This window comes from Anditalea andensis, assembly GCF_000714815.1.
Lineage (GTDB): Bacteria > Bacteroidota > Bacteroidia > Cytophagales > Cyclobacteriaceae > Anditalea > Anditalea andensis.
Genome location: NZ_JMIH01000022.1, coordinates 322,620 through 336,472 on the forward strand (window position 1 = coordinate 322,620; position 13,853 = coordinate 336,472).

13 protein-coding genes are annotated in these 13,853 nt (G+C 40.4%); 5 read left to right on the forward strand and 8 right to left on the reverse strand.

Annotated features, from left to right (window positions below; all coding sequences use genetic code 11):
- Positions 1-33: 33 nt before the first annotated feature.
- From EL17_RS14240 to EL17_RS14255, 4 genes are all read right to left on the reverse strand, one after another.
- On the reverse strand, positions 34-576 hold the full coding sequence (locus tag EL17_RS14240; RefSeq protein ID WP_035075331.1) for an FKBP-type peptidyl-prolyl cis-trans isomerase: 543 nt from the start codon (positions 574-576) through the stop codon (positions 34-36).
- Positions 576-1,124, reverse strand: a complete 549-nt coding sequence (locus EL17_RS14245) for an FKBP-type peptidyl-prolyl cis-trans isomerase (RefSeq protein WP_035075334.1) — start codon at positions 1,122-1,124, stop codon at positions 576-578. The genes EL17_RS14240 and EL17_RS14245 overlap by 1 nt, the downstream gene beginning before the upstream one ends.
- A gap of 84 nt (positions 1,125-1,208) precedes the next feature.
- On the reverse strand, positions 1,209-2,138 hold the full coding sequence (locus EL17_RS14250) for an FKBP-type peptidyl-prolyl cis-trans isomerase (protein WP_035075337.1): 930 nt from the start codon (positions 2,136-2,138) through the stop codon (positions 1,209-1,211).
- Positions 2,125-3,165 carry a DHH family phosphoesterase gene (locus EL17_RS14255; RefSeq protein WP_035075340.1) on the reverse strand — a complete coding sequence of 347 codons (1,041 nt, stop codon included), beginning with the start codon at positions 3,163-3,165 and terminating at the stop codon, positions 2,125-2,127. Before EL17_RS14255 ends, EL17_RS14250 begins: the two co-directional genes overlap by 14 nt.
- Positions 3,166-3,351: 186 nt before the next feature.
- On the opposite strand from EL17_RS14255, the gene EL17_RS14260 reads away from it, so the two are divergent.
- Positions 3,352-3,774 (forward strand): nucleoside-diphosphate kinase, encoded by a 423-nt coding sequence (locus EL17_RS14260; RefSeq protein ID WP_035075342.1) that lies wholly within the window; start codon positions 3,352-3,354, stop codon positions 3,772-3,774.
- A gap of 652 nt (positions 3,775-4,426) precedes the next feature.
- Here the strand turns inward: EL17_RS14260 and EL17_RS14265 are convergent.
- The 3 genes from EL17_RS14265 to EL17_RS14275 form a co-directional block, all read right to left on the reverse strand.
- Positions 4,427-4,663, reverse strand: a complete 237-nt coding sequence (locus EL17_RS14265) for a Kazal-type serine protease inhibitor family protein (protein WP_035075344.1) — start codon at positions 4,661-4,663, stop codon at positions 4,427-4,429.
- A gap of 112 nt (positions 4,664-4,775) precedes the next feature.
- Positions 4,776-5,843: a lysylphosphatidylglycerol synthase transmembrane domain-containing protein gene (locus EL17_RS14270; protein ID WP_035075347.1), complete on the reverse strand. Its 1,068-nt coding sequence runs from the start codon at positions 5,841-5,843 to the stop codon at positions 4,776-4,778.
- Position 5,844: 1 nt separating this feature from the next.
- Positions 5,845-6,594 (reverse strand): segregation and condensation protein A, encoded by a 750-nt coding sequence (locus tag EL17_RS14275; RefSeq protein ID WP_035075350.1) that lies wholly within the window; start codon positions 6,592-6,594, stop codon positions 5,845-5,847.
- A gap of 177 nt (positions 6,595-6,771) precedes the next feature.
- Here EL17_RS14275 and dxs point away from each other — a divergent pair, with 177 nt between their 5' ends.
- From dxs to EL17_RS14295, 4 genes are all read left to right on the forward strand, one after another.
- Positions 6,772-8,694: a 1-deoxy-D-xylulose-5-phosphate synthase gene (gene dxs / locus EL17_RS14280; RefSeq protein WP_035075353.1), complete on the forward strand. Its 1,923-nt coding sequence runs from the start codon at positions 6,772-6,774 to the stop codon at positions 8,692-8,694.
- A gap of 71 nt (positions 8,695-8,765) precedes the next feature.
- Positions 8,766-9,554: an alpha/beta fold hydrolase gene (locus EL17_RS14285; protein ID WP_035075543.1), complete on the forward strand. Its 789-nt coding sequence runs from the start codon at positions 8,766-8,768 to the stop codon at positions 9,552-9,554.
- Between the two features lie 203 nt (positions 9,555-9,757).
- Positions 9,758-10,042, forward strand: a complete 285-nt coding sequence (locus EL17_RS14290) for a hypothetical protein (protein WP_035075356.1) — start codon at positions 9,758-9,760, stop codon at positions 10,040-10,042.
- A 187-nt stretch (positions 10,043-10,229) separates the two neighbouring features.
- The gene (locus EL17_RS14295) at positions 10,230-10,691 is read left to right on the forward strand and encodes an IPT/TIG domain-containing protein (protein ID WP_035075358.1); all 462 of its coding nucleotides are present in this window, start codon (positions 10,230-10,232) and stop codon (positions 10,689-10,691) included.
- A 699-nt stretch (positions 10,692-11,390) separates the two neighbouring features.
- Here the strand turns inward: EL17_RS14295 and EL17_RS14300 are convergent.
- Positions 11,391-13,787: a TonB-dependent receptor gene (locus tag EL17_RS14300; RefSeq protein WP_035075361.1), complete on the reverse strand. Its 2,397-nt coding sequence runs from the start codon at positions 13,785-13,787 to the stop codon at positions 11,391-11,393.
- Positions 13,788-13,853 lie beyond the last annotated feature (66 nt).

Below are 13,853 nucleotides of genomic sequence, written 5' to 3' on the forward strand. Positions count from 1 at the left end.
AATCTCAATGATTTATAGCCAAGAGCATTTCCTCTAATCCATCCCCAAAAAATCAACTTCAAATACAAGGATAGAATTAGCCGGTATTCTTTCTCCCCTCGCTTGATTCTGGTAGGCATAAGGGGAGGGAATAATGAGTATGGCTTTGGAGCCGCTTCTTAAATATTTAAAACCTATGCTGAATCCCTGGATCGCCCCTCCTTGATTCAGCGAAAAATTAAGAGGAGCATAAGTCCTCCCTTCTGTATCTAGACCATGTTCTTCCGCTACCGCTCTAATATTGGTATCGAAGACAGAACCGTCCAGTAGTTTGCCTACATAGTTGTAATATACAATGGTGCTGGTGGTAGGTTTGGCCCCTGCACCTTCCTCCTGCACGATAACCACTACTCCTGTGGTAGTGTCCTGGACGGTATATAGCCCGTCGTACGCCGCCTCTTCCAGATGTCTGGCTATTATAGGTCGTTCCCGTTCACGGTTTTGTTCAACACTGTATTGCTCGCCAAACTGGAAATTTTCACAGCTAAACAGCAATACCGCAAAGGCTGAGAATAATATGGATTTTAAAACTTTCATTATATTTCTATTTCTGCCTCAGACTTTATTTCTATCATTTCCAGGTCAAATCTAAGTGGTGTGTTTGGAGGGATACTGCCGCGGTGTCCACTAGTGCCATAGGCATATCTGGAAGGAATCAATATGATGGCCTTATCCCCTTCTTTCATACTGTTTACACCAAGAATAAAACCGCGTATATAATTTTCATCTCCAATTATCATTTGCATGGGCTTATATTCTCTAGAAGGATGGTGTATGTTATTTGCCCGGGCTACAGAATCCAAAGAGGTGTCAAAAACCCTTGCATCAAAAAAGCTCCCAGTATAATTTAATTTGACATAGTCGCCTACTTCTGGACTTCTTCCGTTAATATTTTCCTTTGTCCATATTATTACTACACCTGTGGCGCCATCCTGTTCAGATCTTACGCCCTGCAATGAATTGTCCCGCATATAATCAGCGATAGCCTGTAGATCCCTGTTATGGATGTTTTGAAGGGATTCCTGATCATTGATACAGGAGGCCATCAAAATGATGAATGAGCAGCTGAGTAATATTCTTTTCATAATTCTGATGTTTTAATGGACCGGAAAATATTCCCGGATAATCAAAGGAAAATGAAAGTCTCCCATAGCGGGAGACTTTTTCAATTAATTTACATCTGTAACCTCTACGTCAAATACAAGTACAGAATTAGCGGTGATCACCTCGCTTGCCTGTCTGTTGCCATAGGCTAAAGGAGAAGGGATGATCAGTTTGGCTACAGAACCTTTTCTCAATAGCTGAAGACCTTCGTCCCATCCCTGGATCACTTGTCCCTGGCCCACTGGAAACTCTATAGGGGTATATCCTCCAGGCCTTCCTTCCTGAAACGTATTGTTTTCCCTTGCCACACTTTCCCGGCTGGTGTCAAATACTGTCCCATCGAGTACATATCCGGTATAGTGTACGGACACCATATCCCCTTGATTAACCTCCGGTCCAGTGCCTTCTTTTTCTATGACGTAGAATAGACCCGATTCCGTCCTCTGGGCATTCAAATTATTTTCAGCTACATATTTTTCTATGATCTGAATGTCTTCCTCAGTCTGTCTGGAAGCCTGCTGTTGCTGCTTTTCCTGCTGTCTCATGGAAAGATTGTTGAAATATTCCTGGAAATTCTCTTCATTCAGCACATCCACCACTCCAATTCTCAGGGTAATAGTTTCTTCGTTTTTCAAAAATGGAGGAACACCAAATCCGCCGAACATCTTCTCAGCAGTAGTCTGAACCATGATGCTGTCGCCATTTCTGAGGTTTAAAAATATTTCATCTATACCTGTTTGAGATTCTGCAACGGAATCGTACTGAAGGTATGCAGGGAAATCCTGATCATAGCTGTTGATAAATAGGGAATCGTTTTCATTGACTGCAGTAAAATGATATAGGACATAATCACCTTGTTCGGGCTGATTGTTTCCTTCTCTTACATAGGTATATTCTATACCATCAGCAGTAGTCTCTGTTCTTTGGTTATCACAAGCCGTCATCGCTACAGCAAGAACTCCTCCTGCCAACATGAAATTTTTAAGATTTTTCATCTACTAGTTCTAATTGATTAAATAGTAATTTTTTGTTTTCTTTTATTAATTTTTCAAATTTTTCTGCTGTCTCTTCCAAGCTAAGGTCCGATTTACCACCGGAGGCATTTTTATGCCCCCCGCCCTGAAAGAATTTGGCAGCAAATTTATTTACTGAAACGTCTTCCGTAGAGCGAAATGATATCTTAATGGCATCTTTTCTTTCGGTAAACAGCGCGGCGATTTTTATGCCGTCCAAAGATAAGGCATAATTTACCAATCCTTCCGTATCACCTGTCTGGGAATTGTATTTTTTTAGATCTTTTTTACTGATAGTAAAATATGCCGTCTGTAATTCTGGCAATATGACCAACCTTCTGGAAAGAGCAAAACCTAGAAACTTCAGCTTGTCCACAGAGTTGGTATCATAGATCAGCCGGGAAATTTTTGAATTATCAGCTCCTAAATCTATAAGGTCTGCTGTAACCAAATGTACATTCTTGGTGGTGTTAGGATGTCTGAATCCTCCTGTATCGGTCATGATCCCAGAGTATAAGCATTCAGCAATATCACTGTCCAGGAGAAATTTATCACCTACTTTGACGATCAGGTCATAGACCAGCTCACATGTGGCTGCCGCAGCAGTGCTCAGGTAGGTAAAATCCGCAAAATCTTCCGGGTCCTGGTGATGGTCGATATTCACTTTATATGCTGAGGAGTTCCTTATCAAAGGTTCCATATCCTGTGTCCTACTTAAGGCGCTGAAGTCCAGACACATGATGATTTCAGCATGCTCAATTTTCTTAGTGGCATCTTCTTTGTGCTTCTCATCCTCAAAATTCAGGACTTCTTCATTGCCTTTCATCCAGGCAATAAAAGAAGGATAGTCAGAAGGCGTGATTACCGTCACCTCGTGTCCTTTCTTTTTCAAATAGTTGGCCATCCCCAACGATGAGCCCAGTGCATCAGCATCTGGTTTATGGTGGGTGGTTATGACTATTTTTTTTGGGGTGGAAATCTGTTTTCTAAATGACTCTAATTCTTGCATCTGTAGTAATTATTGCTGCAAATTTCAGCACATAGTCTGCAAAGGTCAGGATAATTTTTCAAAAATCCCAATATGTCTTATGGTCTATAAATTAATCGGTTATGGTTTATTTATAGATGATTGTATGGAGTTTAGATGAAAAGCCGTAAATTTGCAGCCTAATTAAACGTAGAAAATATTATCGCAATGGCAACAAATAGAACATTTACAATGGTGAAACCTGACGCATTTGGCGCAGGAAATGCAGGTGCAATTCTGAAAATGATCGAAGAGGCTGGTTTTAAAATCGTAGCATTGAAGGCTACTAAGCTTTCTTCTGATCTGGCAGGTAAATTTTATGAAGTACATAAAGAAAGACCTTTTTACAATGACCTTGTAAGCTACATGTCTTCTGGACCGATCATCGCTGCTATTCTTGAAAAAGACAATGCTGTAGAAGATTTCAGAAAACTGATCGGTGCTACCAATCCTGCTGATGCAGCTGAAGGAACCATCAGAAAGATTTTTGCTAAATCTATAGAAGCAAATGCTGTTCACGGATCGGATTCTGATGAAAATGCTGCCATTGAAGGAAGCTTTTTCTTCAGCCAGGCTGAGAGAGTGATCTAAATAAAAAATTATTCTAAGCATACATAAGCACCCTTTTATGGGTGCTTTTTCTATTTATAGCCTACATTTTTTAGACTGGGTAAGCATAGATTTTTGTAAAAGGATGGTTAGTTTAATGGGTTCCTAAATAGATCCCACACTTGTATGAGTCCCACACGTGGTATTAATCATTAATCCATATGGGAATACGTTTTTACTCAATCACCGGTAGTTAAGATTAATGACGTTCCTGTTTTTCTAAAAAACCCTCAGCATAAAGCAAATACTCGTATGATGGGCCAAAACTTCAGGTATTTGAATGAATACTGGTGATAGATTTGGTCATAGTTTTTATTTTCACAGATATTGAAAAAGCTATCGAAGGACTTGAATGGTATGAAAATTATGAACAATGGAAACTTGACATTTATTAATACCTATCTCCATGGATAGAAGAGGTAAAAATGGAAACTGCCTTCAGTGCTTACAGATGGGAAAATAACCGATTTTTATTTGAATGGAGGAGATACAATTTTGCAGAATGCCGTAGTCACACATAGCCTATATAAAAATGCATGGAAATCTAGGATATTGGTCAGGATTTACCTGGCATTATCCTAGACCTTGTTTGCTAAACTTTTGCCTGAGCAGAATGATAATCGACAGCTAGTGATTATTTACATGCTCCTTTTTCCCATGAAAGTAGCCCGGCATTGCCAGCTTCACAGGCATTGCCATAGGTTTTGCCATCGCAGCCGCATACCGGATCATATTGCATGGTGCACATGCCGTCTGGATTTTTTTTGTCCGGATCTATACAGTTGTTTTCTACTGTGGTTTGGGGCTGCTGTGTGGTGCACTGGAATCCCATTGCCATACTGATCGTTATAATGCTCAAAATTTTTTTCATTACCAAAGGATATATTTAAATCAAAACCTAGATTAAGTGAATAATAACTGGATCAAATCGTTTTCTCACTGTACGTATAAAACGTGAATGATGCTACAATCATGATTCCATATCATTTTTTTTTAACCTTCTTCTTTTTCTTAAAGAATACCTGTTTGATCCATCGCGGAAGAAAAATTGCCCCGAGTATCAGATAAGGATAATAGGAAAGTAATCTCCAAACTATACTGGTGACAAAGGTATAACCGGTAAGGAATTCACTGAAAAACTGGGCAAAGAAAAACTCGGCCGTACCGCTACTGCCCGGCGTAGGTGAAATCATCATCACGATCCACATGATGATCTGCCTGGCAAATACGATGATGTGCTGGTTGAATGACAATGACTCATATGCTGTAATCAGGGCATTCAGCATAAAATACCTGGATGACCAGATGAATACAGTGGCCAATCCGATAGAAACCCAGTAATTTATATTTTTATCTTTAAATTCCCTGCTGGCCGTTATGATCTGGTTACCGTATTCATTGGCATTTGATTTCCATTTTCTTATCCAACGGATAGAAAAAAGCTTTAATAATAACCATTTAAATACCCTCGGCCTATAAAACAGCGCTGCGGCCATGATGAGAGAATATATGGCATATAGAGCATAGCTTACCCAAAACAGATACTGTAGGCTGTTTCCCAATCTCAATTCCATGGACCTGGCATCTGGGAAGATATGCCCTTGGGCAAAGAATAGGATGATAGGTGCGCCTATGACAAAAAACAAATTATCCAGTATAGCGGTTACCATGACAAAAGCCAGGGCTTTGCCCAGTTTGATGCCTTCCTTATTTAATATAAATACGGCTACTGCGGTGCCCCCCACGATGGAAGGTGTCACTGCGGAAGCGAATTCCCATAGTATGATGACATAGATAGCCCTTATCCATGTGAGGTGTTTATCTGTGATCTCCCTGATCCTGTACACATAGCCGGCATCCCGCATCAGGATAAACAGTAAAGCTAATAATATAGAACCGGCAGAAGCATCGAATACGCCGCGCAGGGTACGGGCATTGACGGTGGGATCCAAGTAAAACATCAAAAACACTATAACCAGCCCAATAGCTACAGGCACCCAGATTTTATTTGGGTTTAGTGTTTCAAAAATTTTTTTGTTGTCTAATTTCATTCTAAAGTACTGGTGCCTCCCCTGATATTTCTACCCAAAAATTATTGAATCCTTCTCCGATTTTTATGGTAACCAAAGATAGCTGTAATAATTCCAATATGGCCAAAAAGGTATAAATGACAAAAATTTTGTCCGGATTGTAATCAATAAACTCAGTGAAAGGAATTCGGTTTTTCTGACCCACTTTTTCTAACACCATATTCTTTTGTTGGTCTATTGAATAAGGATATTGGATGACAGTATGGGTGGTCTCGTCCGTACGTGAGGCAAACTTTGACATGACCTTTTGATAAACTTTTAATAACTTATAAAGGTCCAAATCCTGTATCTCAGATTCTACATTATCTATTTTGCTCAATTCTTTGAGTTCTTCCAGGACATTTCCCCGGGTGTTCATCGCCATCCTGTTGGTCTCCAGATTGGACAGTTCATTGATGACTGATTTGTATTTTTTATATTCTAACAGGTGACGTATCAGTTCTTCTCTGGGGTCAATTTCTTCCCCTTCATCATTCAGGTCGGGACGGGGGATCAGCATTTTGGATTTGATCTTCATCAAGGTGGCGGCCACCAGTATAAACTCGCTGGCCACTTCGATCTCCATCTTCTCCAGATGGTGTAGATAATCAAGAAATTCCATGGTGATCCTGGAGATTGGAATATCATAGATATCCAACTCATCTCTTTCTATGAAAAAGAGCAATAGATCAAATGGTCCTTCGAATAATGGTAATTTGATTTCGAAACTCACTGATAATATTAAATTTATCGTATTTTTGCCAATCGTATTGAATTCAAAGATATTACATAAAAAGATAAATCAATATTTGGCCAATGAAAATGCTGAAAAATCTTATCTAATGGAAAGTTTTAGTATATTAAACAATATTTGAAAGCCAATGTTATTTATTTTTAAAAGACAAAGTACATGTTGATAGAACCCGGAAAATTACTTGCCCAGATAGATTCCCCTGCCGATCTGAAAAAATTCAACAAGGAAGAATTAGTAATTATCTGTGATGAACTCAGACAATTTATAATAGATAATGTATCTGTCTATGGGGGGCATTTTGGGGCAAGTTTGGGGGTGGTGGAGCTCACGGTAGCCATTCATTATGTAATGAACACACCTTACGACCAGCTGGTATGGGATGTAGGGCACCAAGCTTATGGGCATAAGATCCTTACCGGAAGACGGGATATTTTTCATACCAACAGGCTGTATAAAGGCCTGTCCGGATTTCCCAAGAGAAAAGAAAGCGAATATGATACTTTTGGTGTAGGGCATTCCAGCACCTCTATTTCCGCTGCTTTGGGAATGGCAGCTGCTTCTAAATATAAAGGAGATAAACTTCGGCAGCATATAGCCGTAATCGGTGACGGATCTATGACGGGGGGAATGGCATTTGAAGCTATGAACCATGCAGGTGTTTCGGATACCAATATGATTATCATTTTGAATGATAACTGTATGTCTATAGATCCCAATGTGGGAGCGCTTAAAGATTACCTAACTGATATCACTACCTCTCATACTTATAATAAAGTAAAAGATGATATCTGGAAACTGCTGGGCAAGTTCAGTAAATTTGGCACAAGTGCACAGGAAGTGATATCCAAAGTGGAAGGCGCTATTAAATCAGCACTTTTAAAGCAAAGTAATCTTTTTGAATCACTAAACCTGCGGTATTTTGGTCCGGTAGATGGGCATGATGTAGATCATCTGGTAGAGGTCTTGAATGACCTAAAAGGCATACCGGGTCCAAAAATCCTTCACTGTATCACGGTAAAAGGTAAAGGTTATGCATTGGCAGAAAAAGACCAAACGAAATGGCATGCCCCTGGAAAGTTTGATAAAATTACTGGCGAAATAGCCAAAAAAATATATGATACGCCTCAGGCACCTAAATATCAGGATGTCTTTGGGCATACTTTGGTAGAGCTGGCGGAAAAAGATGACACTATCATGGGGGTGACACCGGCTATGCCGTCTGGCTCTTCTATGAATATCATGATGGATGCCATGCCGGACAGGGCGTATGATGTAGGCATAGCAGAACAGCATGCGGTTACTTTTTCAGCAGGTCTGGCTACACAGGGTTTAAGGCCTTTCTGCAATATTTACAGTACATTCATGCAGCGGGCTTATGATCAGGTTTTACATGATGTTTGCCTTCAAAACCTTCCTGTAGTATTCTGCCTGGACAGGGCGGGCTTTGCGGGAGCAGATGGTCCTACACATCATGGGGCCTATGATTTAGCATTTTTTAGGTGCATACCTAATCTGGTGGTCAGTGCGCCGATGAACGAGGAAGAACTGCGAAATCTCATGTATTCTGCTACTAAATACGAAGGGCCATACTCTATACGATATCCCCGTGGTCAGGGTACTATGCCGAACTGGAGATTGCCGATGAGGGAAATCCCTGTCGGTCAGGGCAGAATTGTGAAAGAAGGTGAGAAAGTGGCTATATTGACCATAGGCCATATTGGTAACTATGCTGTCGAAGCCAGTGAGATGTTGAAAAGTGATGGACTAAGCCCTGCACATTATGATATGAGATTTGTAAAGCCACTAGATGGAGTATTGCTTCATGAAGTGTTTACTAAATTTGATAAAGTAGTGACCGTAGAGGATGGCTGTCTGATGGGGGGATTTGGAAGTGCTGTATTAGAATGGATGATGGATCATGGCTATAGTGCTCAGGTTAAAAGGCTTGGCATACCTGACGAGGTGATCGAGCACGGAGAACAGATAGAGCTGCACAGGGAGTGCGGGTTTGATCCAGTGGGCATTGCCGATGCGGTAAGAAGCTTTGTGACGCTCCCTGAACTTATGGCATTAAAATAAAGGAGTAATTATATACAGTGAAAGGGCTGCGTTCTGAGGATGCAGCTTTTTTTATTTTAAATAGGAGCAATATGAACAAGCATGAAATCAGTTATAATGATAAAGGGCATGGACAGCCCATTATATTTATTCACGGATTTTGCGAAAGCAAGGAAATGTGGTTGGCTTATGAAGACGCCCTGTCTCCTTATTACAGAATACTGACCCCCGATCTTCCCGGTCATGGAGAGAGCATGTGGATGGATGAAGAGATCACCTTAGAAGAAGTGGCCGTCATATTGGGGGTATGGATAGATGAACTGGCTTTGGAAAAACCTATCGTAATTGGTCATTCATTAGGAGGATATGTCACCCTGGCACTGGCAGAAATCATGGGGGATGAGCTTGGTGGTATTGGCCTATTTCACTCAACTGCATTTGCAGATGACCAGGATAAAATCAACACGCGGAACAAAACATTGGACTTTGTGAACAAGCACGGAGTGGAAAAATTTGTAAAATCCTTTGTACCTCCTCTATTTCAGGATAACCCTGATGCGGAGCTTCAGGAAAAAATGGATTATATCTTAAAACTGGCACAGAAGACCTCCTTCCCCGGCTTGGTAGCATTTACTAAAGCCATGCGTGACAGGAAGGACCGTTCTAATGTACTTTCCAACTTTAAAGGTAAAAAAATGATGATAGCGGGACAGACAGATACGGCCATTAAAATTGGAGACAGCAGGCAGCATGAGAAGTTGGTGGATTTTTATTTTGAACTTACCGGGACAGGGCACATGGGGATGATTGAAAGGGAAGCAAAATGCCTTGAGGTAATCGGAAAGTTCATGGATCGCTATGTAAATGAGAAGCTGGTGTAATTTATTCTATCATAGCAAAGTGAAACGCCGGGGTAATAAGGGGAAGAAACATGGGAGCGAAACTATAATCATTAGTTTAAACTTATAGCTTCTAAGACAAAGGTTTGTTCCTGTTATGCTGAAAAAAAGATGGTTTATATCAAGCTGTCCCTGACTCTGATAAGTAGGGCGCCATGTATTACTACGCAATATAATTCTAAGTGATGAAAAATTTTAGAGAATATGAGGATGAAAAGTTTGTAAAGCAATGGAAAGGGTATCACGGTAATTTTATTCATTACTGGATAAGGATAGTCTTGCCGATTTACTTTCCCGCTGCTGTCCTGATCAGAATTATTGTTTATGGTTTTCAGGATATAATAGCCATGAGTATGCTGGTTTGGTTGATCTTGTTTGTAGGGATGGCCACAGTAGTGGCTTATCATTTCAATTATAAATATCACGTCAAGCGGTATGAGGGCCTGAAGGATAAAAGGGAAGTGGTATAGGAAATTGGGGACATGAACCATAATTCCCTGATTTGGGACTATAAAATCGGGGATTTTCAGATTTTGTATTTTCTTTGAACCGCGTACTTATAAAATCAGTAGCGCCGTAGGATTAAGTTAATCGTCTCGTATAGAATAAAAAAGTATTTCTATGTAGTAATATAGGACAGTACCCGATTTTAGTGTGATGGTTTTCCTTTATTTAATCTCTATTAGCTGCACTATCAAAGAGGAACCGCCTCTCGGCCTGATAGTCTTCTCAGGCATAGAACCTATCCATGCTGTACCTGGAGAAAAGGTTCAAATATATGGAGAAGGTTTCAGTACCGACATCAACGATCTCGACGTAAATCTCTACGGTTACAAGTTGCGTATTGAAAATTTAACCGATACACTTGTCTCTGTATTTATACCTGAAGATATAGGACATGGTAACTTTAGGATGTCCTTATTTCGTCAAAATTATAAAATGTCTTCCAGAGAATATGAGATTAAAGATTATAATGCTCCCCGGATTTTTGGGGTTGAACCTTTTGGTGCATCTCCAGGAGATACTTTAACGGTTTTTGGGGAATATTTTCCCTCTGATCCAGATGAATTCAAACATTTTTTTCCTGGATATGGAAGGTCAGACTATTATATACCCTGATAATTATTTGATAGCATTAAGTGAAACCAAGATAGTGATACGCATTCCTGAAAATATCCCTAAACACACTGAAGGTAATGCTACTGGGGATTTTGTTTACTTCATATTAGGGCCACTTGGAAATCATGTAGAGTTCTTCCCTATGCACATACGCTTTCGGTAAATAATGTATTATTTCTTCCTATTTATTTTTTGACATGACTTTTATTTCAATGATAAAGGTAAATTAAAGTGGGACCAATGCTACACTAGGACTACATCTGTTCATACTTGCTTTTAAAGAAAACGAACTTTTAAAGTTTAGACCAGTACCAAAATGAGGTTTTATCAAAAAGTGTTATCCTATATAAGATTTTGGGATGATGTTATTTATAATTCCTGGGCCTTGGATGTTTTTATATCTACATTAAGGAAGTTCTTAGAATCTAATTTAAAATTGAACGACTGACATGAGTGGGATCTGTATATGCTCATATCATTAAATGAAGAACGGGAAAAGTAGAATTGGTGAAATGTTCCGGAAAGATCATAAAGTATTGAAACAAGATCTGTATTAATAGTTTAATATAAGCAAAAAAGATCCTCTGCCATGAAGCAGAGGATCTTATATTTAATAAAAATCTTTCATTTATAAGCTTGTCGTGACTTTTCTAACAGTATCCATTTAGCATTATGGTCATGCGTACTGTTTTCAGTCTTTTAAAACCGCAGGCTTACCCCAGCCATAAAATTAGTACCGGCCATAGGGTAGTAGAAGTTCTCCGTTACCAGTTCCCTTCCTCCTGTAGCAGTGGGGTTGAAGTAGCTAAAGGTATAGCCGTTTGGCTCGTACATTTCATTAAAGATATTATTGATCAACAGGGTAAATTCCATCTCTTTGACAAACCTTGGGCTGAGCTTATAGATAAACCTCAGGTCATTGGTAAAGAAGGCATCCAGTTTCCTGTTTTCATTTTGGGTATTGTCAAGGTACTGGCTGTCCACATATTTAGATAGAAGGGAAATTTCCAGTCCTTTCACAGGTCTGAAATCGATCATGGCGGATCCCACTACATTTGGAGAGAAAGCGATGTCAGTATCTGTATAGGTGAAAGTCTCCTGTTGGAATACTTCGGCAGCATAGTCATCTATGAATTCTGTAAACTCGGCTATCTTGTTTCTGCTTAAAGCAATATTGCCTCCCAGTGTCCATTTAGGAGATAGTAAGACAGCTCCATCGAGTTCTATGCCTGCCCTATAACTGTTATCCACATTTTCACGGATATTTGCACCTACATCATTTAATTGGCCCGTCAGGATAAGCTGATCGTTATATTTCATATAATATAGATTTGCGCCATATTGAAAGTTTAGGTGTTTGGTCCGGATACCGGCTTCAATGTTTTGTAGGTTTTCTGGCCTTGGTACTTCTATAATGGGAGAATCTGTAAAGTCTCGCCTTACGGGTTCCCGATTGGCTACAGCATAGGAAGCATACCAGGTCCTTCCTGCTCCCCCTTCATAGCTCAAACCAAACTTAGGATTGAAAAAATTATAGTTTTGGGCACCGCTGATGTCCCTTAGGTCATTATTGATTCCTTCGAAAGTATAATCTATCTGTCTGACCTGAAGGTCAGCAAACACATAAAAATTGTCTATGGCTTCGTAAGTAGCCTTTAAATAGATGTTTCGGTCATCTTTGATCGCAATATTATCATAGTAGCGGTCTCTGATGTCATTTGGACCCGCATAGCGCATCCAGATCACTTCACCATAGTGATCACCATCATACCTGTTGGCCCCGCCTCCTATTACCGCATCCAATTTGCCATTATCAGAGACATAATTCAGGGAAAATACCCCTCCATAGAAATGGTTGTCCAACCATCTTCTTCTGATGATATCCGTCCTTTCTATAATCTGGTCCCCGATTACGATAGGCTGAAAGCCATAGTTTCTGACCAACCTGTCATTTGGCCTGAACTGTTCATAATATCCTCTTCCATAAGTATAATGTAGGGCAGCATTGGCCTTCCAGTTTTGCCCCAGTTTACCTGCGTAGATAAACTGATAGTTGTCCTGCTGGTAATTATCGGTCTCATTTTCGTAGGTATAGCTGTTGTAAGTCCGGTTGGTTTCCAGCAGGTTTTCCGGTACACCGTTCCATGCCTGGTAGGTCTGCTCAGTTCCGGAGAAGATATTTACTTTAAAAAGGTGATTGTCTCCATAGTAGCCACCTGACACAAAATAAGACCTTAGATCTGAAAATGCACGGTCAATATATCCGTCCGAAGTAATTTGTGAAAGCCTGGCATCTACGGCCCATCGGTCATTTAAAAGTCCGGTTCCGGCTTTGATAGTATGTCTTTGTGTATTGAAAGATCCGAAGGAATTGTCCACTTCCGCATATGCTTCTTCTCTTTTGGTATCTGTCTGGATATTGATCGAGGCGCCAAATGTGGCAGCCCCATTGGTGGAGGTACCTACTCCCCGCTGGATCTGTATATTTTCTACAGATGAAGCAAAGTCGGGCATATTGACCCAGAATACACCATGTGATTCTGCGTCGTTCATAGGTATGCCGTTTACTGTGACATTGATCCGGGTCTGGTCAGATCCTCTTATGCGCAGACCGGTATAGCCCACACCTGCTCCTGCATCGGAGTGGGTGACTACGGAAGGCGTATAATTGAGCAGAAATGGTAAATCCTGTCCAAGGTTGTTTTTGCGAAGCTCCTCTTTGCTGATGGTCTTAAAGGTAGTCGGAGTAGTGGTCCCCGCCCGGGTAGCAGACACGATGATTTCTTCTGTAGAAAGGATGGCTTTTTCCAGCTGAAAATCAGCTTCAGTGTCCCCAACGATACCGACAGACCTTTTTAAGGTTTGATAACCCACAAAGGATACCATGACCGTATAGGTGCCGGAATTAATGTTTCTGAATTCGAATCTTCCGGATGGATCGGAAATACTCCCTGTGCCAGATCCTTCTAAAATGATGTTGGCACCAGGTAATGTTTCTCCCGTTTCTGCGTCCCGAACGGTACCGCTCAGACGGTTCTGTGCCATCAATGAGACGCTTATCAGCGCCATGGCAAGCATTAGTATAGCTTTTTTCATTAGTAAATAATGGAATAAAATTGCCGTATGGCAGTTGGTTAAACATAGAAGCTACCAAAGGGGAGG

What these genes read in the sequence shown, in the direction of transcription:
- EL17_RS14240 (WP_035075331.1), bottom strand. Translation starts at nt 576, where the DNA reads ATGAAAGTTTTAAAATCCATATTATTCTCAGCCTTTGCGGTATTGCTG.
- EL17_RS14245 (WP_035075334.1), bottom strand. Translation starts at nt 1,124, where the DNA reads ATGAAAAGAATATTACTCAGCTGCTCATTCATCATTTTGATGGCCTCC.
- EL17_RS14250 (WP_035075337.1), bottom strand. Translation starts at nt 2,138, where the DNA reads ATGAAAAATCTTAAAAATTTCATGTTGGCAGGAGGAGTTCTTGCTGTA.
- EL17_RS14255 (WP_035075340.1), bottom strand. Translation starts at nt 3,165, where the DNA reads ATGCAAGAATTAGAGTCATTTAGAAAACAGATTTCCACCCCAAAAAAA.
- EL17_RS14260 (WP_035075342.1), top strand. Translation starts at nt 3,352, where the DNA reads ATGGCAACAAATAGAACATTTACAATGGTGAAACCTGACGCATTTGGC.
- EL17_RS14265 (WP_035075344.1), bottom strand. Translation starts at nt 4,663, where the DNA reads ATGAAAAAAATTTTGAGCATTATAACGATCAGTATGGCAATGGGATTC.
- EL17_RS14270 (WP_035075347.1), bottom strand. Translation starts at nt 5,843, where the DNA reads ATGAAATTAGACAACAAAAAAATTTTTGAAACACTAAACCCAAATAAA.
- dxs (WP_035075353.1), top strand. Translation starts at nt 6,772, where the DNA reads ATGTTGATAGAACCCGGAAAATTACTTGCCCAGATAGATTCCCCTGCC.
- EL17_RS14285 (WP_035075543.1), top strand. Translation starts at nt 8,766, where the DNA reads ATGAACAAGCATGAAATCAGTTATAATGATAAAGGGCATGGACAGCCC.
- EL17_RS14290 (WP_035075356.1), top strand. Translation starts at nt 9,758, where the DNA reads ATGAAAAATTTTAGAGAATATGAGGATGAAAAGTTTGTAAAGCAATGG.
- EL17_RS14295 (WP_035075358.1), top strand. Translation starts at nt 10,230, where the DNA reads ATGGTTTTCCTTTATTTAATCTCTATTAGCTGCACTATCAAAGAGGAA.
- EL17_RS14300 (WP_035075361.1), bottom strand. Translation starts at nt 13,787, where the DNA reads ATGAAAAAAGCTATACTAATGCTTGCCATGGCGCTGATAAGCGTCTCA.